This window comes from Nocardia uniformis NBRC 13702 (assembly GCF_001613345.1).
Lineage (GTDB): Bacteria > Actinomycetota > Actinomycetes > Mycobacteriales > Mycobacteriaceae > Nocardia > Nocardia uniformis.
Genome location: NZ_BDCE01000051.1, coordinates 23,467 through 47,696, shown reverse-complemented (window position 1 = coordinate 47,696; position 24,230 = coordinate 23,467). Strand labels below are relative to the sequence as shown.

Genomic DNA, 24,230 nt, shown 5'->3' with positions numbered 1-24,230 from the left:
GCCGAGAATCGCCGCGGTGCCCCGTCGCGCGGATCGCCGGTAGGCTGAGGACGTGATTACGCTCAGAAAAGAAGACGGCGCTGCGGATCTCGCTGGTATCACCAAGATGAGTGTGGGGGTGAGCTGGGACCCGTCCGCCGGGACCAGCGGCGGTCTACTGGGTATCGCACGCCGAAAGAAGGGCGTCGACCTGGATCTGATCGCCATCCTCATGCAGGGCGCGGAGCCGGTGCGGTTCGCGGGCCTGGATTCACTCGATCCGCTCGGCAACGGCTCGGTCATCCACACCGGCGACGAGCAGACCGGCGCGGCCAGCGGCGACGACGAAACCGTGCATGTCACCTTCAGTGAGGTACCCGGCGGAATCGACTCCATCGTGTTCGTGGCGGCCGCGTTCAAGAAGGGCACCTCCTTCGAGAAGGCCAACAACATCTCGTTCAAGATCTACGACGCCACCGGCGGCGGCACCCAGCAGGTCGCCGATATCTGGCCGTCGATGCTCGGTGCGGATAACGCCAATGCGATCGCCCGCGCCTTCCGCACCGGCCAGGTGTGGCAGCTCGAGGTGCTCGACCGCAAGGGCAAGATCAAGCAGGGCGATATGCAGGCCCTGCTTCGCTTCGCCATGGCGTGAGCTGAAATAACCTCGGTCAGCGCACACCAGGTGCGTTGACCGAGGAGTCGGTCGTCGTCGCGGTAGCATGCTGGGCGTTCGTCCCGCGGCAGCCGCACGACGATCCGACAGGAGCAGTGTGCCCGATGAGTGTCGCCATCGCGCTGTTCACCCGAGATCTGCGGATTCGCGATAATCCCATGCTGGTGGCGGCCTGCCGAGTGGGTACGGCGGTGGTGCCGCTATTCGTGGTGGACGACCGCATTGTGTCGGGACCGGCTGCCTCGCCCAACCGGATCCGGTTCCTCACCACCGCCCTCGGCGAATTGGACGCCGAACTGCGTGCTGTCGGTGGGCGATTGGTGGTGCGGCGGGGCGAGGTTGCCAGCGAAGTCGACGCGGTGGCGGGCGAGGTGGGGGGCGGACAGCGTCCATCTGGCGGCCGATGTGAGTCGCTATAGCTGCCTGCGTGAATCGACGCTGCGAACTCGCTTGCAACGGCGGGGCTGTGTGCTGCACGTGCATTCGGACTCGATCACCGTCGCCGATCGCGCCGCGGTGCTGCCGTCCTCGGGTCGCGATCATTTCGCGGTCTTCACACCGTACTTCCGGCGCTGGCTCGAAACCCCGGTGCGGACGGTGATTCGCCCACCGACCGCGCTGGTCGTGCCGCCGGTGCGCAGCGAACCGCTCCCGGTGTTCGCCGACCTGTGTGCCGAGCCGACCTCTCCGGCGCTCGCGGTGGGCGGTGAGACCACGGGCCGAAAACTCTTGCGCGACTGGGTGGCCGGTCCGATCGGCGACTATGCCTCGACCAATGAATTGGCAATGGGTCGCGGGGACCGGTACCGACACCCGCCCCAATCGGGTTCTCAATCCGATCCGGCAGGCCGAACGCTATGACCCGGAGGGTGACTACGTGCGCCGCTGGATTCCGGAGCTGGCACATATCCCCGGACCTGCCATCCATAAACCCTGGCGCGCCGGGATTCTCGGCGCTGACTACCCGGCACCGATCATCGAATGCAATGGAATGTGAACGTATGCGGGCGGACAACGGGAGCCGCTGGTGCTCCGCTGTCGACGTGTTGTGCAGGTAGCCCGGTCGCCTACCGTCTTTCCTGGGTTTTTGCCGGATAGACGGTATCGACGGTAGCTGGAAATGTGGATGCCATCCTTTGCGCACACCCCGGAGCGATATGAACCACAGCACTGTAGCTCGCCGCGTCGTCCGCGTCTCGGCGCTCGTACTCCTCGTCTGCGCTTCGCATTCGACCGGAGTCGCTCAGGCACAGCCTGATTCGGCGACGTGGTACGTCAGCGCGGTCGCGGGCACGGACGGTGCCGGAACTGTCGACTCGCCGTTCGATTCGCTGGCGCGGGCCGAGACCGCGTCGCGGCCGGGCGACACGATCGTGGTGCAGCCGGTCGCGTCGTCGGTGCGCGCATTGGACGGCGGTATCGCACTGAAGGCCGGTCAGAAGCTGGTCGGTGGGGGAGCCGCGGTGCTCGGCGCAGCGAACGATGCCGCGTTACCCCGTATTACGAACAGCACGGCGAACCACGACGGTGATGCCGTGCGGCTGGCTCCCGGTGCCGAGGTCCGCAACCTGGTCATCGACGGTGCGCGCCGCGGTGGCATCTATGGAAACGACGCCGTCGATGCCGTGATCACCGGCAATATTGTCGCCGCGACCAACCAGCAGTGCGCCGACGGGTTCATGATCGGCCCATTCTCCATCCCGCCGACCATCGCGGTCGGGGTCGCCGCGCCGCCACTGCCGAACTTCATCACCCTCAATAACGGGTGGGCGGCCATTATGACCGACTTCTCGACGGCGACCGGCACCGTCCGCATCGAGGGAAATACGGTCCGCGACACCGCATGTGGTGACGGCATCGATATTCGCGCACACGGGACCAGCCGCGTTACCGCACGGGTCACCGACAATACGACCCGAAATATCAACCTGGGCTTGGCTAAACTCTCGGTCCTCGCCATGGGTTTACAGGCCGCGGATGACGCGCACCTCACCGCCGAGCTGATCGGCAACTCCCAACTCGATATCGCCCCGCTCAGCTCGCCGCTGAACCACCTCGCCGATAGCGAGGGTATTTTCATCAACCCGATGGGCCGGGCCCGTCTCGACGTCACCATCGACCGCAATGAATTCCGCGAAGGCCACGGCAACTTCTCCGCCAACGGCCTGGAATACGTCACCACCAATGGCACACCCGACAGCCGCGTAACCGTCACCAACAGCACCTTCGACACCGTTCGCGGTGACATTATCGAGAACTACAACCTGAGCACCGAGGGCGCGCGCCAATCCCTCACCCTCGACAACGTTCGAGCCCACCACTCCTCATTCCCCGCCGCCGCGCTCAACCCCGTGGTCCCCGCCAATCTCGGAACCTGCCTGGTCACCACGAACTTCGGCCGGACCGCGCATACCGACCTCACCGTCACGAACTCCGACTTCGGCGATTGCAGCGCCGACGGCATCGGCCTGATCGCGTACACCCCAACCGGTGCCGCCCCGTCGACGGCGGAGCTGATCTTCGATATTCGGGACACCACCATCAACGGCACGGCGGCCAACGGGATCAATATCGTCAATATCGGCGATACGGCCGTCCTGCGCGGCACCATCGTCCGCACCGATATCGCCGCCGCCGCGCAGTCCCTCATCCGGGCCCGGAATCAGGATGTGATCGGCAGCGCGACAGTGGAATTCGGTACCGGCGCCCTCGATGGCACCGCGCAGGCCTGCCTCGCCGCCGATCACCCGCGAGTAGACCTCGCGGCAATCCCTACGACTTGCCGCTGACCTTCTTCCGGAGCGGCTCCGACCGGTAGCGGCTGGTGGGGCCGTCGATGCGGAGGAGCTTCCAGACCTGCTTCGACACCGGGTTCATCAGACCGATACGTTCGGCCAGAGCGCGGACGTCCACGAAGTAGTCGGCGAAGACCTGTTTGGCCTCGTCCGAGCCGTAGAACAGCTCCTTGCGGACGTGGTCGGGGATATCGAATTCCTTGAAGAACGAGCGGGGCGGGGTGACGATCGCCCGTCCGGCAATGCGCATGACAATGGGCATGGCTACCGACAGCACCAGCTTGTTGACCGCATTCGATTCCGGCACATGGTGTTCCAGGAATTCATGGGCGAAGGAGATGTGGCGGGCCTCCTCGGCCACATGGATCGCCATCACACCGCGCATGATCGGATGCACCTGGTCGCCGGAGCGCAGGATCGCCTTCTGGATGTGGTCGATGGGTTCCTCGCCCGCGAGTACGGCCATGAAGAAGAGGTTCGGGAACAGGACCGCCATGGGAACGACAATGTGGCGGACCTGCCGCACCAGCGGGCCCATACCCGGCACATCGATGCCGATGCGATTGACCATCTCCTGGAACATCAGGGTGTGGTTGTGCTCCTCGATCATTTCGTGGGAGCAGTACCGGAATTCCGGGGAACCATTGGGCAGGCCGAATGTGTGTTGCACCATACCGCTGATGAGCAGGGACTCGAATTGCAGGCCGACCTTGGCGATATTGGCCTGACGGTACTTGCCGATCGCGATCTGCTGTTCGGGGCGCAGCGCCCGGTACCAGGCGTGCCGGCCGAGCGGGTCGCCCGAGGCCGGTAGGGTCCAGCGTTCGGGTCCGGCATCGACATCGAAATCGGGGTTGTCCCAATCGATATCGTCGAATGGATCGAAGTGCCGGTGCACCGATCCCTCGGAGAGCAGCATCAGCGTGCGCGCGTACTCCAGGGCTTGATCGGCCGCCGGGTCATGGTGTGATTCGGTGATTGTGGACACCGTTGTCCTCCTTTTCGCACGGTGCCTGCGGCACCACACTCCAAGGTAAGTGTTACTCCACGTATCAGTCAATGGTGTCGCGGTGGTGGCGGGGGCGGCCGAAGACAGGGAGACTGGTTTCGCGGTTCGACGCATCCGCATCTGGGCAACGAGGCCGATCTATCCGAAATCGGCCGTCGTTGCAGAACGGAGTGGATCATGACCGAGCACGTGGAACACGACCTGTCACCGGGTCCGGCGGTGCTGTTCGTGTGCACGCACAATGCGGGGCGATCGCAGATGGCACTGGGATTCTTCAATCACCTGGTCGGCGGTCGCGCCACCGCGTGGTCCGGCGGCTCGGCGCCCGCCGCGCAGATCAACCCCCTCGTGGTGCAGGCCATGTCCGAACGCGGCATCGATATCACCGCGGAGTACCCGAAGCCGTGGACCGATGAGCTCGTCCGGGCCGCCGATGTCGTCATCGATATGGGATGCGGCGATACGGACCCGATCATGTCCGGTCATCGCTACGAACAGTGGCCGCTCCCCGACCCCGCGGGTCACGACATCGAAGAGATCCGCGCGATTCGCGACCAGATCGAGATCCGCATTCGCCGTCTGATCGGCAATCTCCGGCTGGCTCCCGTCTAGCTCGAGCACCCCTGTCGGTGGCAACGTGCAGAATCGTACGGCGACAGGCGATTTCGAGAGCGAGGAGAGTCGGGGATGGAGCGGGAGCGGTTCGCGGAAGCCGTATTGGAGAGTCTGCGGGCACACGGGGTGACCGATGCCGAATACGACGCGCAGGAGTTCTGCGTGCGGCACAGCCATGGGGAAATGCTGTACCTGAGCAATGTCTTCGCCGACGCCACCGCCGCTGCGGAGGAGGAGCGGGAGGGGCTGATCGACCATTTCGTCACCGCGATGACCAGCGGGGACGCGGTACCCGAGGACTGGTCGAGCGCCCGGGCGCTGCTACGCGCGGTTCTGCGACCGGTGACCTATGGCCTGGACGCGGATATCGATCCGGTGCTGCTGACCAGGCCCGCGTTCCCGTTCATACACGAGGCCGTGGTGGTGGATCTGCCGCGGACGCGGGCGTACGTGACCGAGGATATGGCGCGGGGCTGGGGTGTCGAGGCGGATGCGGTATTCGCGGCCGCACGGGACAATCTCGCCGCCATCGCGCGGCCCGGATCCCCGGACAACCTGGAGATTCTGCGTTTCGTCGATGACGGTGACGCCTACTTCGGCTCCTGGCTGCTGGTTCCCGGGTGGCTGGCGAGCTACGCCGGTGGCGCGAATCGGCCCGTGGCGTTCATTCCCGACGATCAGACACTGCTCGTGGTCCCGGATGAGCCGGAGCTGCTGGAACAGGTATTCGGGATGGTCGAGGAGCAGTATCGGGAATCGGCCCGGCAGATCTCACCGCAGGGCTATACGGTCGACGACTTCGACCGGGTCGTGCCGTTCGACCAGCTCGGCCCGCATCCCGCGCGCGAACCGGCCCTACGCGCCCGCACCGGGCTCGCCGCCACCGAGTACGCCGTCCAAAGTCGTTTCCTGGAAGCGAAATTCGAGCGGGACCTGGATCTGCTGCCGCTGTGTGACGTGGAACCGGCCTTCGTCGCCACGGTGTTGTTCCAGGAGCTCGGGGGCGCCCCGGTAACCGCGACGATCTGGGGCGAGGGCGTGGAATACCTACTGCCGGAAGCGGACTACGTGCATTTCGTGGAGGGCGATCCGGAGGACGGTGAGATCGACCTGGTATGCACCGTGCCATTCGACGCGGTGGTGCAGATCCTGGGCCTGGCGCCGCTGCCGGGACTGTCTCCGACCCGGTTCGAGGTGCGGCAGTGGCCGGACGCGACGGCGCTGTCGCGGTTGCGCGAGCATTCGATCGACATGGGCGAGTAACGAGGGGCATGGTCGGTGAGCCGGTGTGAACGGCTCACCGACAGTCAGGCGGTGGCGCGGTAGCTGCGCGCGACCAGGGCCGATCGCAGGTACCACAGTCCCGACGCCTGGGTGGGGTCGAAGCCGGTGAGTTGGGCAATGCGCTTGAGCCGGTAATCCACGGTATTCGTGTGGACGTGCAGTACGCGTGCCGTGCGCTGCCGGTTGAGGTTATTGGCGATATGGCGCTGCAGGGTTTCCAGCAATTCCGGGTGTTCGTCGAGGCGATCGAGCAGGGAGCCGAGATATTCGCGGCCGGGGCCGGGGCGGGTGAGCTGGAATTCGAGGGCGAGATCGTCGAATCGGTACAGTCCGCGCACGCATTGCAGGCGGTGCACCATATCGAGGAGTTCATGGGCCTGATCGGCGGCCGTGGGAATCTCCGAGGGGGTCGCGGTGACGGTGGTGGCGGTGATCGGTACCCGGCCCGCGCGGGACAGCTGGATGATCAGTTCGTCCAGGTCCGCGGGTGCGTCGATGGTCGCGGGGATGAGAATGGTCCCGCCGTCCACACTCAGCAGCGAGAGCGCGGTATCGGCGCAGCGGGTGGCCAGTTCGGCCTGCACGCGCCGCAATTTGCGGCGAGCTACGACCTTGCCGTCGAGCGTGGGGTCGGATTCCTCCGGATGTGCCGGGATGGTGAGGGCCAGTACATAGTAGGACTCTGCGATCTCGATACCGCATTCGCGAGCCATGGTGGAGGTGGGGTGCCCGCCCAGTAGCGCCGAGGTGAGGGTGTGCACGGCGGTGTGGTGCTCACCGACCACCGCGCGCAGTTCGCGCACGTAGGCGACGGATACGGCGGAGGTCATGCGATCGAGCATTTCGACCACGAGTTTGGCGCCGTCGATGAGGCTCTCGTAATCGCCGGGGGCGAGCGTCAACTCGCTGTCCTCGCCGCGGTATCGCGCGGTGGCGGTGGAGACAACCAGGTCGAACCCGATTTTGAACCCCTCGTGGATGGCGTGGTGAATGGTGTCGATGGGTACACCCTCGCGGGCCCACTGCGCCGCGGCGTCCTGCAGCCTTTCGGTCTTGGCGGGGAGATCCTGCCCATCGAGCATGCTGACGGCGATTTCGAGGCAGGTGCGGGTGATGGTGGTGACATCGCCGTAGATGGCATCTCCGGGTAGCGTTCCGCAGGGCACTACATTGGCGACGAAATGACCTACCATCTGCCGTGATAGCGCCCAAACGTCCTTCAGTGGCGACGACATCGGCCTCCCGGAAAAGGTGAGACCTAGTTTTTCGGTGCTCTCAACGGGCATCGATTACTCCTTCCGCCCCGACTAGCTGTGCGGCTGGATAACACTAACCACAGCGACCATACCGACGGTCCCTTTCGGTGCGTTCTGTGTCATCGGGGAATCGCGGCGCATGCGCCATTGTGAGACATCACAAATCGGGCGCTCAGCGCCACAGTCGGCCGCACGGTAGTCGGCGCAGGCCAGGACGCACATTGCCATCCACCGCCACCGCCAAACCCGAATTCCGGGCGGCGGAGGTGAACTCCCACGCCTCCGCGCTGGTCGCGGCGTACTCGAGGACCAGGGCATCGCCGGGGCTCGGGCCGTTGAAATAGACGGTAATGCGGCGGGTCGGCACCTCGCCGTCATCGTGCGTGGCGGGAACCATACTGCTCATACCTTCGACGGTAGAACCGGTTCTCCCCGCCGTGCTGTTACATGCTGGTCGGCTGGATATCTCACAGCGGCACCACAGTCGATCACGAACGAATCTTGTGAGATATCAGGAGATTTCGATCTGATTACGATTTCGGCCGTTATATTCCCTACCCTCTCCCAACATGGCGCGTGGCAGTATCGGAGGTAGGCCGGATATGAAAGTTGGTTCGGCGACAAGGCGTTGGCGCGACTGGTCGCGAGTAGTGGTGCTGATCGCGAGTGGATTGCTGGTATTGGCAAGCGCCCCTGCGGGGCTCGCGCAGCCGATGTACCCGGCACCCGATCCGGACGCGTTCTACGCGCAACCCGAGGATATCGGCGCGTACGCGCCGGGCGATGTGTTGGCCACCCGGCCCATGCCGCCGCTGGCGGCCTTCCCCGATACCGACATCACGGTGGTGAAGTTCCGGTCCACGAATTCGACCGGGAAGCCGATCGCCGCCATCACAACGGTTTTGACACCGCACAACCGCCAGCCCGACGGCCCGCTGCTGTCCTATCAGCACATCATCAACGGCCTCGGCGCGCAGTGCTCGGTCTCGCGGGTGCTCTACACCGATGACCCGAATCTCATGGTGCGTGAGGCCCCGGCGTACAACTTCGCGTTGCAACGGGGCTGGAGTATCGCCATGCCCGATCATCTGGGACCTCAATTCGCTTATGGCGCAGCCAAATTGGGTGGACAAATCACCCTCGACGGCATTCGCGCGGCGCAGCGGGTCGATGAGCTGCGGCTGGCCGACAGCCCGGTGGTGATGGCCGGATACTCCGGCGGCGGTATGGCCACGGCCTGGGCGGCGTCGATGGCGGAAACCTATGCGCCGGAACTGCGCATAGCCGGGGCCGCGGCGGGCGGTGTACCGATGAACCTGGTGAAAATGCTGGAAACCATGGGCCTGGGCGCGCATCCGGTATTCGGGCTGGCGCTGGCCGCGGGCCTCGGGCTCGAACGCGAGTACCCGGAACGCTTTCCGATCAGTGAACAGCTCAACGATCGCGGATTGCAGGTGCGCCAGACCGTGGCCAACAGCTGCACCAATGATCTGCTGGCCGCCGGTGCCAACCGGGGTGCGATCGATTTCGCCAAATCCACCTCGATGATCGGCGACAGCGATGCCCGCGCCGTAGTCGAGGAGAACAGTCTCGAACTCTACGACGGTACTCCGAACATGCCGATATTCGAATGGCATTCACCCCTGGACGGACTGGTGCCGGTGGACGCGATCGTCAATACCGTGCAACGGTGGTGCGATGCGGATGTCACGGTGCAATCACTCACTGTCCCTGTCCCCGACCATCTCACCGCCGCCGTACTCGGCCTCCCACACGTACTGAGCTGGATCGACGCCCGCTTCCGCGGCGAGACGGCCACCGGTAACTGCTGACGAATCGACGGATCGCTAGACGAGGAGTACGCATTGTTCACCGCCCTCACCGATCGGGAAATCCTGCTCGAATTGGAACCGATTGCCGAACAACAGCTCAATGAGCATTTGCGCCAGGCGAAACCATGGAATCCGCACGACTACATACCGTGGGACGAGGGCCGCAATTTCGCGGCCATGGGCGGAATCGACTGGGATCCGGAACAATCCAGGCTCTCCGAACTGGCCCGCGCCGCCATGGTGACCAACCTGCTCACCGAGGACAATCTGCCCTCCTACCATCGCGAAATCGCCGACACCTTCGGATTGGACGGGCCGTGGGGGACCTGGGTGGGGCGCTGGACCGCCGAGGAGAACCGGCACGCGATTGTCATGCGGGATTACCTCGTCGTCACCCGCGCCGTCGATCCGGTCGCGCTCGAACAGGCGCGAATGCAGCATATGACCACCGGAATCGCGAGCCCCGAACAGATTTCGCAATTCCTCAGCGGTGTCGCGTATGTGACATTGCAGGAACTGGCGACGCGAATCAGCCATCGCAATACCGGAACTGCCTGCGGTGAACCCATTGCCGAGCGCATGCTTGCCCGTATCGCCACCGATGAGAATCTGCATATGGTCTTCTACCGCCGCATCGGCGGCGCCGCCCTGGACCTCACGCCCAACCAGATGATGCGCGCACTGACCGATGTGGTGACGCAATTCCAGATGCCCGGCCTCACCCAGCCCGACTTCCGCCGCAATGCGGTGCTGCTGGCCAAGCACGGCATCTACGACCTACGCCAGCACCTCGACGGGGTGCTGCGGCCGGTACTGCGCTCCTGGCGCGTGTTCGAACGCACTGATCTCAGCGGTGATGGCGAGTACGCCCGCGAGGAATTGAACGCCTATATCGAAGATCTGGAGACCATGGCGCGGCGCTTCGAGGAGCAGCGTGACCGGGCGTTGGCGCGAGCGGCAATGCGGGCGGCGGGGTAGGCGATCGTGCGAGTGACTCTCGGTGCAATCGCCGTGGCGGCGGCCTTGACCGCCGTCCCGATAGCCGTGGCCCCCATGGTGTGGCCGGAGCCGACGCCGGTCGCCGAACCGACCGTGCTGCGAACCCACCTGGCGTCCACCGAATTTCGTGGTGAGGGCTGGGAGCGGCTGAATATCGTCTCGGCCGCCATGCGACGGGTGGTTCCGGTCGATGTGCTCGTCGGCAGTGGATCGGGGCCGCGCCCGACCCTGTATCTGCTCGACGGTGTGGAAGCTCAGCCCACCTCCGACTGGATCACCAAGGGCGGCGCGCGCGAATTCTTCGCGGACAAGCCGGTGGATGTGGTCCTCACCAGTGGCGGTGTCGGCAGCATGTACAGCGACTGGCAGCGCTACGACGCCAAGCTCGGCCTCAACCGCTGGGAAACCTTCCTCACCGAAGAACTTCCCCCCATTGTCGAGGCACACCTGGGCAGCAGCGGCCGCCGCGCCATCGCGGGCGTCTCCATGGGCGCCCAGGGCGCGATGATGCTCGCCCAACGCCACCCCGGCCGCTACCGGGCCGTCGCCGGAATGAGCGGATGCTATTCCACCGCGGACGAAGTCGGCCGCGCCGTCACCCGCATCACTGTCGGCTCCCGCGGCGGCAATGTCGAAAACCTCTGGGGCCCACCCACTTCCCCCGAATGGATGGCCCACGACAGCCTCCTGGGCGCCGAATCCCTACGCGGGACCGCCATCTACCTCTCCGCCGCCACCGGCTTCCCCAGCGTCCCCGACCTCATCTCCATCGCCCAATCCCCGGACATCCTCGACGCCCTCGGCACCGCGGGCGGGGGAGTGGCCCTGGAAGCCGGAGCCCGAGACTGCACCGCCCGCTTCGCCGACCGCCTGGCCCAACTCGACATCCCCGCGACCGTCGAATACACCCCCACCGGTCTACACGCCTGGCCGGATTTCTCCGCCCAGCTGGGCCCCGCCTGGCAGACCATGGCCGGAGCCCTCGGCGTCGCGGGGGAGTGAGCCTCCCATGCCGTCCAAATTGCCTCGGCAAGAATGTATTTCACCCACTCTTGTGCCCACTCACCACGCCGTGTCCATCACCTGGTGAGGTATCCAGACAACCTCCGATGAACCCTCGCCCCGCCCACCACGCCGAATAGCGTGAAACACAGACCAGCTAACCAACAGTCGAAGTCCCCGAGATCGTGTGTCCGGCGAGCGGTGCTGCCCCGTATATCCCCACCGCCCACCAGACGCACTCCGCCGCACGCACCGCCCACCGGTTGAGGTGCCCCCTTACCCCACACCCAGCCGGCAGGCGAGGTCCGGCCTGCGGCGGAACCCGCCGACCGGGCGGGAGAGCGCAGGACGCACCACCTGCCCGCCCGGTCGGCACTCCACCCCACCCGAATAGCCCGACCCACCTCGGTATCCTCGCGATTTGGTCCAGACGGGGGGTAGTGCGGTAATCTCGTCGAGCACCCGCGCAAGCGAGTGCGGCGGGCTGTGGCGCAGCTTGGTAGCGCACTTGACTGGGGGTCAAGTGGTCGCAGGTTCAAATCCTGTCAGCCCGACAGAAGATGCAGGTCAGCCCCGGTGGAGACGCTGGGGCTTTCTGCTGAAATCGACTCCTCGACACGGATTCAGCTGACAAGGCGGTCCAGGATCGGTGAGCTATCCGGTGCCAGGGTGGGGCGCGGTCGACGTAGTAGAGCTCGTGACCTTCGACCCGGGCACGTGCCCGAGCTGACGGCCCGCGCGTCGCGGCGAAGCGGTCGCCACTCGGGAACTCGCACACAGCGTGCATCCGGAGGTATCGGGATTGCGGTCCGATCGCTGGTATTTCTACCGGTTCCGGGCGGGTTCGGCGATCTCGCCTATTGGGCGGACCCGCACCGCACCAGCCCTCGTCGCGAGTCCGGCGCGACTGCGATTCGTCTTCGCCTCCTGCCAAGCGTGGAACGACGGCTTCTACACCGCCTATGAACATATCGCCGCCGAGGCTCTCGATCTGGTGGTGCATCTCGGGGACTACATCTACGAAGACGCGGTCTCCGGCCATCGCACCGGCCGAGTAGTGGAATCGCACCTGCGGCCCGAAGCCCGCGACCTCTCCGGGTATCGGCTGCGATATGCGCTGTCCAAGGCCGAGGCCCCGCTCCAGCGCGCCCATGCGCTGTTCCCATGGCTGGTGACCATGGACGACCACGAGGTCGACGACAACTGGGCAGGCGGAACCTCCGGCCTGGATTTCGATATCGACATCATTCCGCCGCTGTTCCGCCGCCGCACCGCCGCTTTCCAGGCGATGTACGAACACCAGCCGCTGCGGATCGCGCAGTTGCCCACGGGACCCGCCATGCGGCTGCACCGCCGCTACCGGTACGGCGATCTCGCCGAGATCACCATGCTCGACACCCGCGAGTACCGGAGCAAACAGGCGAGCCTCAATGGCACCCTCACCACCGACCGCGCCCGCCGATCCCGCACCGACCGCTCGATCCTCGGTGGCGCACAACGTGATTGGCTGATCGAGGGCCTGCGCCGATCGCACGCCCGCTGGCAGATCATCGGCAATCAGGTGGTGATGGCGCAGACCGACCATGACCCCGGCCCGGCCACCGTGGTGTCCACCGACGCCTGGGACGGCTATACCGCCGACCGCGACACGATACTCGGCGAAGCGACCGATCACGGGACGCGCAATCTCGTGGTCATCACCGGAGACCGGCACGAGAACTACGCCGCCGACCTGCGACGTGACCACACCGACCCCGAATCACCCGTGGTCGGCAGCGAGTTCACGGGCACCTCGGTGACCAGCGGCGGCGACGGTGTCGACACCTACGGCCACGGCCGGCGCCTGCTGGCCGCCAACCCGGATCTGAAGTTCTTCAACGCCCAGCGCGGCTACGTCCGCGTCGAGGTGGACTCGCGATTGTGGCGCAATGATTTTCGGATCGTGCCCTACGTGCAACGGCCCGGGGCGCCGGTACACACCCGTGCCACCTATGTGGTCGAGGACCAGGTACCCGGTGTCGTGGCGGCCTGGAGTCCCGACCCGCCAACCGAACGGTCCGGCCCGATCGATGAACTCGCCGAACCGGAGACCGGTGACCCCGTTATCCATGTCTACGCCACACCAGGACCGTAGGCGACCAGCATCGCTCACCCGAACGGACCGAGGCCTGAGTCGAAATCCAATGCCACCATAAGGAATTCGGAACCAAACCCGTACCTCATCCCCGCCGGAGGCTCCGAGTGATCACCCGACGCGGTGCGAGATAAGCTGTCTCGGAGTGCAATTGGATTCAAGGAGGCCGATCGTGGGTTTGTTCGACCAGCTGAAGGGCGTGGCAAGCAAAGCCGCCGATCTCGGGGCACAACACGCCGACAAACTCGAACCACTGGTGGACAAAGTCGGCGATTTGGCGGATCAGAAGACTAAGGGCAATTACACCGGACAGATAGACCGGGTGCAGGAAGCCGCCAAGAAGGCACTGCGGGAAACGTCGCGGCGGTAAGCCGAATCTGTCCGCGGTTTCTTGCGAGGGTTCGACCGCCGACCGGAGCGGACTCGAGGCGAGATTCCAGCGGGTAGCCCCAATGAATTGGAGCGCCCGTCGCGGAATGCGGCGGGTCGGCCCCACCAGGCCGCGCCAGCGAGTGTTGTGTGTGGACCGTGCGGCCTGTAGGCGTTGCGACGATCTTCGCGGGCAGTTGGCTGATGAGCACTCATGGTTGGGCATCGCCACTGCGCGTACTCGCGCCGTCGTGGGGCTGGATGTGAATGTTGGGTTGGTGGTGCATGATTCGCTGCTGCCAGCTACGGTCGTCTGCGACGGGTTGCCGGGATTGTGAGGTGGGGGGTGCGGGTGGCCAGGGTCAGGGGGCGGGACCGGCTGCGATTCTGGTTCGACCGGACGATGGATCGCGGGACTCCGGCGTTGATCGGCTGGCTGGGTTTGGCGTCGTTGGCCCTGATCACGGTGGTCACGGTTCTGGCCGCGCTGCTGGCGCCTGCTGATGTTGAGGGTGTCAAGGGCGGCTGGGTGGGTGTGGCGTGGATGAGTTTGCTGCGCACGCTTGATCCCGGGACGATGGGCGGCGACGACGCGACCGTGTTCAGCGTGCCGTTTCTGGTGTTGATGCTGGCTGTGACGCTCGGCGGGGTCTTCATCGTCAGTTCGTTGATCGGTGTGCTGGTGACCGGTATGGAACAGCGGATCGCGCAGCTGCGCAAGGGCCGGGCGCCACTGATCGTGGCCGGGCATACGGTGGTGCTGGGCTGGTCGGATCAGGTGTTCACCGTGGTGTCCGAACTGGTCGGCGCGAACAAGGGCACCCGCCGCTCGAACGTGGTGATCCTGGCCGATCGGGACAAGGTCGATATGGAGGATCAGATTCGTGCCCGGGTCGGTGACACCGGCCGGACGAGGGTGACCTGCCGGTCGGGCAGCCCGCTCAAGCGGATCGATCTGGACCTGGTCAGCCTCGACACCGCCAAGGCGATCATTGTGTTGCCGCCGACGGGCGACGACGCCGATATCGACGTGATCAAAGCCTTACTGCTGCTGAACAATCGGTCGTGGCCGGCCCGGCGCCCGCATGTGGTGGCCGCGGTACAGCAGTCGGAGAACCTGGCCGCGGCCCGGTTGGCCGCGGACGCGGACACACTGGTGATCGACGCCGAGGACATCACGGTACGGATCGTGGTGCAGTCGCATCGCCAGTCGGGTCTGTCCACGGTGTGCACGGACCTGCTCGACTTCGCCGGCAACGGAATCTATCTGCGGGCCGAGCCCACCCTGGCCGGGTGCACCTATGGTGACGCGCTGAGCGCCTATGACCTCGGTTGCCCGCTGGGACTGCGACGCTCCGACGGGACAGTCTCGGTGAACCCGCCGATGGACACCGTGATCGCCGCGGACGACCAGATCATCCTGCTCGCCGAAGGCGATCTGCTGGTGAAGCTGGCGACCGAGCCGGTCCCGGTGGTCACCGCGGCCCTGGTGACCGTCCCCGACCACGCACCCGCACCCGTACCCGACCGGACCCTGCTGGTCGGCTGGAATTCGCGCGGCTCTTGGATTCTCGGCCTGCTCGACGAGTACGTCCCGCCCGGGTCGGTGCTCGACATCGCCGCCCCGCACCCCCCTCCCGACGAGGTCACCGCCAGCCCGCGCGCCAACCTGACCGTCGGCTACCGGGTTTGCGAGCCGACCAGCCGACGCTCGCTGGAAGCGCTGAACCCGGGCAGCTACCAGCACGTCATCGTGCTCACCGACGACACGCTCGAGGAGGACCACGCCGACGACCGAACCCTGGTCACCCTGTTGCATCTGCGTGACATCGAAGTCCACATCGGCGACCCGTACTCGATCGTCACCGAGATGAACGACGACACCAACCGGGAGATCGCGCAGGTCACCAAGGCCGACGACTTCATCGTCAGCAGCAAACTGATCAGCCTGCTGCTGACCCAGCTCGCCGAGAACCGCCATCTGCAAGCAGTGTTCACCGACCTGTTCGATCCCAGCGGCTCGGAGATCTACCTCAAACCCGCCCCGGACTACGTCACCACCGACGCGAAGGTCGACTTCGCCACCATCGTCCATGCCGCGCGGTTGCGCGGTGAGGCGGCGATCGGCTACCGGCTGCACCACCGCGCGGACCAGCCACCGGCCTACGGCGTCACCCTCAACCCGCCCAAGGACGCCACGATCACCCTGTCCGCGTTGGACAGCGTGATCGTGGTCGCCGAAAACTGAACCCCGCCACCGAGTTGCGGTGCCCGGGCGGGTTGGAGCAAACCGATAGCGATCTCACAAAGGCTCAGCCGCCGGGCGAGGACGACGAGAGCGTCGAGCGCGCTGAGCCAGACAACCCGTCATGGAATCGATCACGGCATCCTGCCAGTACTCGCCCATGGTCTATCGATACCCCAGAAAGCGGCGATCGCCCGCATGACACCACCGACCGTGACTCGATGCCCCGCCCGAGCGTCGAGATTGGGCCAGTCGTACAGCTCCGGCGGTACTTCGCGGAAACGCTAGCGGTGTCCGGAGAGCAGTCCGTGCCGCAGGAGTGCCTGGTTCGCGCGGCTGCGGTCGGCGATGACGTCGGGGTCGAAGACCGGGACAGGCAGCGTCTGCTGCATGACCGGCTCCAGGAGCATCGGGCCGAGGATGAGGAACAGTATCTGGTATGCGGCCCAGCGGTCGTCCTGCTCGGTGGGCTTTTCACGCAGGCGGGCGAGGTGGGTGCGGGTGCCGTCGAGCAGGCGTGTGAACAGGTGGGCGCCGAGCGGGCCCGTTTCCAGGAGCGAGCGGCGGATGTAGTCGCGGCGAACGGTGTCTGCGCCGAATAGTTGTGCGGTGGCGTCGCCGAACGCAATGAGGAGGTCCTGCTGGCCGGCATGTGGATCGAGCCCGGCGATCGCGTGGTCGAAGTGGTCGAGGACGTCCTCGTCGACGGCTCGGCGGAGTCCGTCCTTGGATCCGAAGTGGTGGCGGACCAGGGCGTGGGATACGCCCGCGGTGGCGGCGATCTGGCGGAGACTGGTAGCGGCGAATCCGTTTTCGGCGAACAGGCGCAAGGCGGTGCGGCGGATGCGCGCCGCGGCGGTGAGATCGGCATCCTCGCGCGGGGTCATGGATCCGCTGGCTCCCTCGGGTGCGTTGGTTGTTGCTACAGTAGGCGTTTCAGGTACGGCGTCTTCTTGATCAGCCATGCCAGGGCGAAGCTTACGGCCACACCGAGGACGCTCACTCCGACGACGGCGGGTAGCGGTCCGAATGCCACCGCCGCCGCGAGGTATTGCAGTGCGACGACAATCGGTACGTGGATCAGGTACACGGTGAACGTGAGTGCCGCCGCGCCCAGCAGCAGGCCGGAGGATCGGCGAGCGTGTTCACGGAACAACACGATGAGCCCGATCGACAACGATACGCACATCACCGTTTCCACCACTGACCAGATCAGCGACCCCATGGTCGGTCCACCAGCGGCGTACACCTCTGCCAGTTGCCGATGGATTATGACATTCGTTGTCGCGAGGGCTGTTCCCACTGCGAGCCAGCGGTATCCGGTGGTAGCGGGTATCGCGGTGAGCCACCCGCGCCGGTATGCGAGTGCGCCGAGGAAGAAGAACGACGCTTGGTGGGCAAGGTCGGCGGGCTCGGCCTGGATGAATTCCAGCAGCGGCACCCAGGTGTCGACGGGGTAGCGGAGGCGGATCATGAACGTCAGCGCGGCGAGGAATCCGATGAATCCCACGATGGCGAGGGTGCCAGGCGGCGCGGGGGCGGCTACTCGAGACGTCGTCGTGGTGGACCGCGCCGATACCCAACGCCACAGGGTGTATATCAGCGAGTAGACCAGCAGATGCTGGATGAACCACAGATGCCCGAACTGTCGGTCGGGCCAGATCGGACCCGACCAATCGGCGGGCTGCTCACCCTGGCCCAGGTAGACGTCCCAGTAGTAGGACGGGAACGTCATCGGGGGATAGCCGCGGAAGTTCGTGTAGTACGCGTACATCAGCACCGCGACGATGCCGAAGAACCCGACCAGAATCAGTGGTCCGAACCGGGTGAAGCGATCGAGCAGGAACCCGCGTGCGCCCTTCCGGTCGAACACCGACGGCACGAAATAGCCCGAGACGAACAAGAACAGGCTCATCAAGAACGTCCCCACCATCGCGGTGAGACCGGGCAGCCAGTCCAATCCGGCGTCTCCCTCGACATACCACCAGTCGGCGGGGCCGTAGGGCTGGGCCGCGTGCAGCCCGATCACCAACACGATCAGCAATACCTTCAGGTTGTCGAGAAACAACAACCGAGCCGGAACCTCTGGGTGTTCGACGGAAACTCTCGACTGTCCACTTGGATGATTTCCTATCCACATGGATAGCCATGGTACGTATCCGGGCAGCGATCGCAAGGGCGGCAACGGGTATGGCGCTACGAGATTTCGAGCGTGGATCGGGGTGGGTGGCGAGCGGTGAGCTACCCAACCGCCGCCCATACACCATTCCTGGCTATTGCCGTGCGCCAGAATGCAATGCGTGCGCCTTCATCCCGGACTGCTTCTACCGCAGCAGAATTCACCGGATCCGTTCGAAGCCGAAGTCGCTATCCTCTACGTGTGCATGTTCCGATCATTCGACGGCGAATCGATCACGGCATCAACCGGTTCGGGAGGAGTTCGACGCCTCGATGAATCCGCAGCAGTGCGGATAGGCTGTGTGCCATGACCGCCCGCAACGACGTGGTACCTGCCGACTCCGGATCTTCGGTGGCGAGGTGGCGCACGCGGATTATCGCTCTCGTAGCGGTGGCCGTGGTGCTGGTCTCCTTGTATTTCGTTCTGGCCGCGTTCGTTCCGCGCTGGTGGGGACAGCGCATCGGTGACCTGTCGCAGGGCAGTATCGCCAAGGGCACGGGCTGGGGGTTGACCTTCGGAATCCTGTGCACGGCCATCCCTTTGCTGCTGCTGTCGCTGATGCCGCTGGTGTGGCGCCGCCGACACGGGCGAATCCTCGCGGGTGTGGCCGCAACGCTGGCAATTGTGGCCGCGCTCCCCAATCTGATGACGCTCGCGATCGTGATGGGCGACGGTAATGGTGCGCACGCGGGTGAACGCATTCTCGATGTCGACGCGCCGGGATTCCGGGGTGCGTCACTGATCGGCGCGATCATCGCTGTCGTAGTGATCGCTGCCGCGGGATTTGCCGTGGGACGCTGGCGGATCCGACGCCGCCGGTCCCAGCGGCAGCCGCTTCCTGGTGTGCCGACCACGAACTGACAGCAGCCCTGTAACGGTTGTCTACTGTGTGGGCATCCACCCTGCGGAAGGGGAACCCGGTGCGTCCGGACTGACCATCGCCCAGGACTTCCGGCGGCACCGTCTGACGCCGTACTCCACCGGTACGCCGTGAGGGATCGATTCCTGTCGGTCGTGGCTTGCCGGACGCTGAGCGACCGCACCCGGCGGTGAGCGACGACACTCTCGCCTACCTTCGGGTGATACACGGCCAATGCCCTATTCTGCGACACAAGAATTCATTCACTGGACCGAAGCGAGCAGATGAAACGCGCATCGCGCAAATATCGAAAACCCAGCCAGCCCCGTGCTGATCACGGCCCCGGAATCGCGAAGGGAGCGTGGTCGTGCTGACTGTGCTGAGTATCGCTCTCGGTGTTCTGGTGGTTCTGCTCATCACCGCGCTGACCGGATATTTCGTCGCCCAGGAATTCGCCTACATGGCGGTGGACCGCTCCCGGTTGAAGGCTAGCGCCGAGGCGGGTGACGCCGCTGCCGGTCGCGCGCTGGCGGTGACGCGGCGGACCTCGTTCATGCTCTCGGGCGCCCAGCTCGGTATCACCGTTACCGGCCTGCTGGTGGGTTATGTCGCCGAACCGCTGATCGGTCGCGGTCTGGGCGAACTGCTCGGCGGTGTCGGTATCCCCACCGGGGTGGGTGTCGCGGTCGGCGCTGTGCTGGCGGTCGCGTTCTCCACCGTCGTGCAGATGGTCTTCGGGGAGCTGTTCCCGAAGAACCTCGCCATCGCCCGCCCGGAACCGATGGCTCGACGGCTCGCCCTGTCGACCACCCTCTACCTGAAGATGTTCGGTTGGCTCATCTGGCTTTTCGACCAGGCCGCCAACGTGCTGCTGCGCGCGGTACGGATCGAACCGGTCCACGACGTCGAACATTCGGCCACCCCGCGCGACCTCGAGCACATCGTCGCCGCCTCCCGTGACGCGGGTGAACTGCCCGTGGAGTTGTCGACACTGCTGGACCGGATTATCGACTTCCCCACGGCCACGGCCGAACACGCGATGATCCCCCGTTCCCGAGTCGACACGATCGCGATGGACGAGCCGCTGACACAGGTGCTGGAACGGATGAGCACGGGACATACCCGCTATCCGGTGGTGGGCGACACCAGCGACGACCTGCACGGCATCATCCACCTGCACGACCTGCTGGGCGCGGACACCACCAGCGGTACCGCGGGACAGCGAGCCCGGGCCGCGGTGCTGGTGCCGGAGTCCATGTCGCTGCCGAACGTGGTCGCCGCTCTCACCGCCGCGAAGGAGGAGATGGCGCTGGTCATCGACGAATACGGTGGCTTCGCCGGCGTGGTCACCGTCGAGGACATCGCCGAGGAACTCGTCGGGGAGATCGCCGACGAGCATGACGACCCGGAAACCGGGGGCGAGATCGTGGCCGCCGACGGTGGCTGGCTGATCGCCGGCGACGTGCACCTGGACGAGGTCGCGCGTCGGCTCGATGTCGAACTGCCCGAAGGAGATTACGAAACACTCGCCGGATTGGCGATCTCGCGACGAGGCGACCTGCCCGCGGTCGGCGACATCGTGGAGATCGACCTGGAACCCGATACCGCCGACTTGCTCACCGATCACCCGCCCACCCGGCGCTGGATCACCGCCGAGGTGCGGCAGCTGGACAAGCGGGTGCCGTCGCAGGTGTTCGTGACCGTGCACGCCGAGCAGAAGGCGACTGTCGATGAGTAGCCCCTGGGTTGTCGCCGCGATCACGATCGGATTGATCGCCGCCAGCGCATTCTTCGTCGCGGTGGAGTTCGCGCTCATCGCCGCCCGCCGCCATCGGCTCGAGGATGCCGCCGCCACCAGCGCCCCCGCCCGCGCCGCACTGCGCAGCGCCTCCGAGCTATCGGTCCTGCTCGCCGGTTCCCAGCTCGGCATCACCGTGTGCACCCTGGCGTTGGGCGCGATCACCAAACCCGCTGTGCACCACTGGCTCACCCCGGCGATCGGAACCCTCGGCGCGCCGCTGTGGATCGCCGACGCGGCCGGATTCGTGCTCGCGCTGTTCGTGGTGACATTCCTGCACCTCGTGGTCGGTGAAATGGCGCCCAAGTCGTGGGCCATCGCGCATCCGGAGAAATCGGCCATCCTGCTGGCGCTGCCGATGCGGGCGTTCATGTGGGCGACCCGCCCGCTGCTGGTGGCGCTGAACAATATGGCCAACTGGTGCCTGCGGAAGGTCGGGGTCACCCCGGTCGACGAAGTGGAGTCCGGACAGAACCCGGCCGCGTTGCGGCACCTCATCGAGCACTCCGCCACCGTTGGCACCCTCGATGAGCGCTACCGCGGAAACCTCACCGCCGCGCTCGAACTCGAAGCACTCACCGTGGGCGACATCGTGCGCCCCAACACCACACCCTCGGCTGTCGCTCCGGACGCGGACGTGTCCGCTATCCAGGACTCGTCACGGAGCACGGGTCACCTACGGCTGCTCGTGCGCGGCGGTGACGCCGTCGAGGGCGTGTTGCACGTTCGCGACAGCCTGCGCGCACCGAACGCAACCACCGCTCGGGACCTGATGCGCCCGGTGCTGACACTCGCCACCGCGGTGCCCGTATACGAGGCGTTGCGCATCATGCGCGAGACGCGCAACCATATCGCGATCGTCACCGCCGCCGATGCCGGAACACTGATCGGGCTCGTCACCCTCGACGACGTCCTTCACCGCCTGCTCCCCATCGTCGACGAAGAGACCACCGCCGCGTAACAGGACTCGATCCGGGACCAGCGCAGCCCATGCGAGGTCCCGGATCGAACCATTCGCTCTCACGCGATTACGTCCATGGCATTCCGGTGGGTGATTCTAATCCAGTGCACCCCAAGCCTTTTCAAGGAATGAGCATGCGTACCGCAGGGCCGAACTGTGGGAATTGCTGTGCTGCACCGTGGTACAAATCGCCGGTAGGCTGTGGATTGTGATTACGCTCAGAAAAGAAGATGGCGCTGCGGATCTCACCGGGATCACCAAGATGAGTGTCGGCGTCAGCTGGGATCCCTCCGCCGGAACCAGTGGCGGGCTGCTCGGCATCGCACGCCGCAAGAAGGGCGTGGACCTCGATCTGATCGCCATCCTCATGCAGGGCGCCGAGCCGGTGCGGTTCGCCGGATTGGACTCCCTCGACCCGCTCGGCAACGGCTCGGTGGCTCACACCGGCGACGAGCAGACCGGGGCGGCCTCCGGGGACGACGAAACGGTGCACGTCACCTTCGCGAATGTGCCGACCCCGATCACGTCCATCGTGTTCGTCGCCTCCGCGTTCAAGAAGGGCAGCTCGTTCGAGAAGGCCAACAACATCTCGTTCAAGATCTACGACGCCACCGGCGGCAGCACCCAGCAGGTCGCCGACATCTGGCCGTCGCTGCTGGGTACCGACAACGCCAATGCCATCTGCCGTGCGGTCCGCAACGGCCCGAACTGGCAGTTGGAAGTCCTCGACCGCAAGGGCAAGGTCAAGCAAGGAGATATGCAGGCGCTGTTGCACTTCGCGATGCAGTAGGAACCCGCCCGCGCACCGAGAGCGACGGTGAGCCCGGCCTCGGGACCACCGGTGGCGCGAGCATTCTCATGGCACCACCATGCCTTACCCCCGCTGATCGAGCACCTGATCGTCGGGGGTTGCGTCCGGCGTTGCGCTCTCACTGGGTTCGTCGCGGTCGTGTTCGTTCAGCAGGTCGCGGGCCAACAGCGTGGCTCCCGCCACCGCGCCCGGCATGAGGAACACCGCGACGACCGGGACCAGGAAGGCGGCGGCCAGCGGTGCTCCGAAGCCCCAGACCAGCATCTTGCGCGAGCGCAGCAGCGCCAGCCGCTCACGCAACGCGATCGAGCGGCGCGTCAACGCGATGGCGGTCAGCTCCTCGGTGAGGAAGAATCCGGTCACGAGTATCGCGATCACCGGAATCACGGTCTGCCCGAGGACGGGCACGAAACCGAGCGCCAACAACAGCACACCCCACAGCGCGGCGCGTACCAGTATTCGGAGACTGTCGCGGGCCGATATCCACAGGTCCTGTCACAGCGGTAGTCCCGATTCCGGTGCCGTGCCATCCGGTGATACCGATCGATCGACCCGCTCCGAGAGTGCCTCGTAGAACGGCTGACCGATCAGCAGTGTCACCGCGGTGAAGCTCAGCACGGCGAGCAGCAGCGCCAGTGCGAACAGCAGCGCGGTGACGAATCCCCGGAACAATCCCAGCCATGGGCTGGGCCAGTCGTCGGCGAATGACGTAATGGCAGAGGCCAAGTCGTAGCCCCACACAGCGAGCGCGACGAGCGCCGCAACATACAGCACCAGTGTGATCAGACCCGGCAACAGTCCGAAACCATACTGGCGCCCATGTCGGGCCACCCACCGCTGCCCGCTCAGGAGATAGGTGAAACCCACACCGAAATCTCGCACGTCCACACGATACCGACCCGACCCCAGCCGCCAGGACCTGGCGGCGACCACGAAACCCGTTGCTACCGAGCACGTCCCAAGTATGCGTCGCGGTCCCGCCGCCACACCGATGACCCGATCGACACCCGCACCGGATTTGTCTTGGCGCCGACGCTCGTGCGCATGGGCGCGGGACGTCCGCTTCGCCGACTTGCGTCACGGTTTCGCGCCCGACCTCACCCTCGACCGAATTGGCAGTCAACCCGCCGCTTTCCACACCTCCCTGACACTGGCTGTGCTCGGTGCGGCGATCGTGGTCCTGGTGGCCGCCCTGGTCGGCTCGCGCACGCTGGCCTGGCTGGGTGTGCTCACCGGCTTGGCCGGGCTCGCTGCGCTCTCGTGGCGATTGAACGCGCAGTTCGACCAGCAGTTGCGCGACTACTACCGGCACCTGTTCACCAGGGCGTGGGGGCTGTATCTCCTTGGCGGCGGCCTGGTCGTCGCGTTGCTGGCGCTGCTCGCGCCGCGAGAGCGTCTGCCGCGCTAGATGATCCGCTGCTGCTGCA

The 24,230-nt window shown here is 65.6% G+C and carries 22 protein-coding genes, 1 tRNA gene and 2 pseudogenes; 19 read left to right on the top strand and 6 right to left on the bottom strand.

The features are described from left to right. Positions 1–52: 52 nt before the first annotated feature. The 5 genes from NU1_RS17750 (at position 53) to NU1_RS17740 (ending at position 3,444) form a co-directional block, all read left to right on the top strand. Complete coding sequence (locus NU1_RS17750) at positions 53–634, top strand: TerD family protein (RefSeq protein WP_067522804.1); 582 nt, start codon at positions 53–55, stop codon at positions 632–634. Positions 635–759: 125 nt separating this feature from the next. Next, on the top strand, positions 760–1,074 hold the full coding sequence (locus NU1_RS44055; RefSeq protein WP_307644168.1) for a deoxyribodipyrimidine photo-lyase: 315 nt from the start codon (positions 760–762) through the stop codon (positions 1,072–1,074). Next, a complete protein-coding gene (locus NU1_RS44050) occupies positions 956–1,516 on the top strand; it encodes a deoxyribodipyrimidine photo-lyase (protein ID WP_307644164.1) in 561 nt (186 codons plus the stop codon). The genes NU1_RS44055 and NU1_RS44050 overlap by 119 nt, the downstream gene beginning before the upstream one ends. Next, on the top strand, positions 1,419–1,652 hold the full coding sequence (locus NU1_RS44045; protein WP_307644162.1) for an FAD-binding domain-containing protein: 234 nt from the start codon (positions 1,419–1,421) through the stop codon (positions 1,650–1,652). The genes NU1_RS44050 and NU1_RS44045 overlap by 98 nt, the downstream gene beginning before the upstream one ends. 160 nt (positions 1,653–1,812) lie before the next feature. After that, positions 1,813–3,444, top strand: a complete 1,632-nt coding sequence (locus NU1_RS17740; RefSeq protein WP_157552439.1) for a hypothetical protein — start codon at positions 1,813–1,815, stop codon at positions 3,442–3,444. On the opposite strand, the gene NU1_RS17735 is transcribed toward NU1_RS17740, so the two are convergent. Continuing rightward, positions 3,428–4,429, bottom strand: a complete 1,002-nt coding sequence (locus NU1_RS17735; RefSeq protein WP_281221161.1) for an AurF N-oxygenase family protein — start codon at positions 4,427–4,429, stop codon at positions 3,428–3,430. The two genes, NU1_RS17740 and NU1_RS17735, sit on opposite strands and share 17 nt — an antisense overlap. A gap of 207 nt (positions 4,430–4,636) precedes the next feature. Here NU1_RS17735 and NU1_RS17730 point away from each other — a divergent pair, with 207 nt between their 5' ends. Together NU1_RS17730 and NU1_RS17725 are read left to right on the top strand one after the other, a co-directional pair. Next, positions 4,637–5,071 (top strand): arsenate reductase ArsC, encoded by a 435-nt coding sequence (locus tag NU1_RS17730; RefSeq protein WP_067522800.1) that lies wholly within the window; start codon positions 4,637–4,639, stop codon positions 5,069–5,071. A gap of 75 nt (positions 5,072–5,146) precedes the next feature. After that, positions 5,147–6,337 (top strand): DUF1444 domain-containing protein, encoded by a 1,191-nt coding sequence (locus NU1_RS17725; RefSeq protein WP_084521538.1) that lies wholly within the window; start codon positions 5,147–5,149, stop codon positions 6,335–6,337. Between the two features lie 44 nt (positions 6,338–6,381). Here NU1_RS17725 and NU1_RS17720 read toward each other — a convergent pair whose 3' ends face one another. Both NU1_RS17720 and NU1_RS17715 read right to left on the bottom strand, forming a co-directional pair. Then, positions 6,382–7,644, bottom strand: coding sequence for a PucR family transcriptional regulator (locus tag NU1_RS17720; RefSeq protein WP_067522798.1), 1,263 nt, complete (start codon positions 7,642–7,644; stop codon positions 6,382–6,384). A gap of 142 nt (positions 7,645–7,786) precedes the next feature. Then, positions 7,787–8,020: a hypothetical protein gene (locus tag NU1_RS17715; protein ID WP_067522797.1), complete on the bottom strand. Its 234-nt coding sequence runs from the start codon at positions 8,018–8,020 to the stop codon at positions 7,787–7,789. Between the two features lie 196 nt (positions 8,021–8,216). Here NU1_RS17715 and NU1_RS17710 point away from each other — a divergent pair, with 196 nt between their 5' ends. From NU1_RS17710 to NU1_RS17680, 7 genes and pseudogenes are all read left to right on the top strand, one after another. Continuing rightward, positions 8,217–9,446 (top strand): lipase family protein, encoded by a 1,230-nt coding sequence (locus NU1_RS17710; RefSeq protein ID WP_067522795.1) that lies wholly within the window; start codon positions 8,217–8,219, stop codon positions 9,444–9,446. Between the two features lie 33 nt (positions 9,447–9,479). Further along, positions 9,480–10,424, top strand: a complete 945-nt coding sequence (locus NU1_RS17705) for an acyl-ACP desaturase (protein ID WP_067522793.1) — start codon at positions 9,480–9,482, stop codon at positions 10,422–10,424. A 12-nt stretch (positions 10,425–10,436) separates the two neighbouring features. Then, positions 10,437–11,447 (top strand): alpha/beta hydrolase, encoded by a 1,011-nt coding sequence (locus tag NU1_RS17700; protein WP_245720176.1) that lies wholly within the window; start codon positions 10,437–10,439, stop codon positions 11,445–11,447. Between the two features lie 480 nt (positions 11,448–11,927). Further along, positions 11,928–12,001 (top strand) — tRNA-Pro (locus NU1_RS17695). A 188-nt stretch (positions 12,002–12,189) separates the two neighbouring features. After that, positions 12,190–13,581: pseudogene (locus NU1_RS17690) on the top strand (alkaline phosphatase D family protein); the annotation flags it as partial. A 172-nt stretch (positions 13,582–13,753) separates the two neighbouring features. Next, complete coding sequence (locus NU1_RS17685) at positions 13,754–13,951, top strand: antitoxin (RefSeq protein ID WP_067522791.1); 198 nt, start codon at positions 13,754–13,756, stop codon at positions 13,949–13,951. Between the two features lie 351 nt (positions 13,952–14,302). Beyond that, positions 14,303–16,198, top strand: coding sequence for a CASTOR/POLLUX-related putative ion channel (locus NU1_RS17680; protein WP_067522841.1), 1,896 nt, complete (start codon positions 14,303–14,305; stop codon positions 16,196–16,198). Positions 16,199–16,479: 281 nt separating this feature from the next. Here the strand turns inward: NU1_RS17680 and NU1_RS43810 are convergent, their stop codons facing one another. Both NU1_RS43810 and NU1_RS17670 read right to left on the bottom strand, forming a co-directional pair. Next, complete coding sequence (locus tag NU1_RS43810; RefSeq protein ID WP_067522790.1) at positions 16,480–17,082, bottom strand: TetR/AcrR family transcriptional regulator; 603 nt, start codon at positions 17,080–17,082, stop codon at positions 16,480–16,482. Positions 17,083–17,117: 35 nt separating this feature from the next. Continuing rightward, positions 17,118–18,266 carry an acyltransferase family protein gene (locus tag NU1_RS17670; RefSeq protein ID WP_067522788.1) on the bottom strand — a complete coding sequence of 383 codons (1,149 nt, stop codon included), beginning with the start codon at positions 18,264–18,266 and terminating at the stop codon, positions 17,118–17,120. 414 nt (positions 18,267–18,680) lie between these two features. Here NU1_RS17670 and NU1_RS17665 point away from each other — a divergent pair, with 414 nt between their 5' ends. From NU1_RS17665 to NU1_RS17650, 4 genes are all read left to right on the top strand, one after another. Then, positions 18,681–19,235, top strand: a complete 555-nt coding sequence (locus NU1_RS17665; RefSeq protein ID WP_067522786.1) for a hypothetical protein — start codon at positions 18,681–18,683, stop codon at positions 19,233–19,235. Positions 19,236–19,600: 365 nt separating this feature from the next. After that, the gene (locus NU1_RS17660; protein ID WP_067522839.1) at positions 19,601–20,971 is read left to right on the top strand and encodes a hemolysin family protein; all 1,371 of its coding nucleotides are present in this window, start codon (positions 19,601–19,603) and stop codon (positions 20,969–20,971) included. Further along, on the top strand, positions 20,964–21,992 hold the full coding sequence (locus NU1_RS17655) for a hemolysin family protein (RefSeq protein WP_067522785.1): 1,029 nt from the start codon (positions 20,964–20,966) through the stop codon (positions 21,990–21,992). Before NU1_RS17660 ends, NU1_RS17655 begins: the two co-directional genes overlap by 8 nt. A gap of 208 nt (positions 21,993–22,200) precedes the next feature. Beyond that, complete coding sequence (locus tag NU1_RS17650; protein ID WP_067522837.1) at positions 22,201–22,782, top strand: TerD family protein; 582 nt, start codon at positions 22,201–22,203, stop codon at positions 22,780–22,782. Between the two features lie 84 nt (positions 22,783–22,866). Here the strand turns inward: NU1_RS17650 and NU1_RS43315 are convergent. After that, positions 22,867–23,670, bottom strand: a pseudogene (locus NU1_RS43315) (EI24 domain-containing protein). 205 nt (positions 23,671–23,875) lie between these two features. Between NU1_RS43315 and NU1_RS17640 the strand changes: the two are divergent. Continuing rightward, the gene (locus NU1_RS17640) at positions 23,876–24,211 is read left to right on the top strand and encodes a hypothetical protein (protein ID WP_157552438.1); all 336 of its coding nucleotides are present in this window, start codon (positions 23,876–23,878) and stop codon (positions 24,209–24,211) included. The last annotated feature ends 19 nt before the right edge of the window (positions 24,212–24,230 follow it).

What these genes read in the sequence shown, in the direction of transcription:
- NU1_RS17725 (WP_084521538.1), top strand. Translation starts at nt 5,147, where the DNA reads ATGGAGCGGGAGCGGTTCGCGGAAGCCGTATTGGAGAGTCTGCGGGCA.
- NU1_RS17665 (WP_067522786.1), top strand. Translation starts at nt 18,681, where the DNA reads ATGACCGCCCGCAACGACGTGGTACCTGCCGACTCCGGATCTTCGGTG.
- NU1_RS17740 (WP_157552439.1), top strand. Translation starts at nt 1,813, where the DNA reads ATGAACCACAGCACTGTAGCTCGCCGCGTCGTCCGCGTCTCGGCGCTC.
- NU1_RS17720 (WP_067522798.1), bottom strand. Translation starts at nt 7,644, where the DNA reads ATGCCCGTTGAGAGCACCGAAAAACTAGGTCTCACCTTTTCCGGGAGG.
- NU1_RS17710 (WP_067522795.1), top strand. Translation starts at nt 8,217, where the DNA reads ATGAAAGTTGGTTCGGCGACAAGGCGTTGGCGCGACTGGTCGCGAGTA.
- NU1_RS44055 (WP_307644168.1), top strand. Translation starts at nt 760, where the DNA reads ATGAGTGTCGCCATCGCGCTGTTCACCCGAGATCTGCGGATTCGCGAT.
- NU1_RS17730 (WP_067522800.1), top strand. Translation starts at nt 4,637, where the DNA reads ATGACCGAGCACGTGGAACACGACCTGTCACCGGGTCCGGCGGTGCTG.
- NU1_RS43810 (WP_067522790.1), bottom strand. Translation starts at nt 17,082, where the DNA reads ATGACCCCGCGCGAGGATGCCGATCTCACCGCCGCGGCGCGCATCCGC.
- NU1_RS17655 (WP_067522785.1), top strand. Translation starts at nt 20,964, where the DNA reads ATGAGTAGCCCCTGGGTTGTCGCCGCGATCACGATCGGATTGATCGCC.
- NU1_RS44045 (WP_307644162.1), top strand. Translation starts at nt 1,419, where the DNA reads ATGCCTCGACCAATGAATTGGCAATGGGTCGCGGGGACCGGTACCGAC.
- NU1_RS17715 (WP_067522797.1), bottom strand. Translation starts at nt 8,020, where the DNA reads ATGAGCAGTATGGTTCCCGCCACGCACGATGACGGCGAGGTGCCGACC.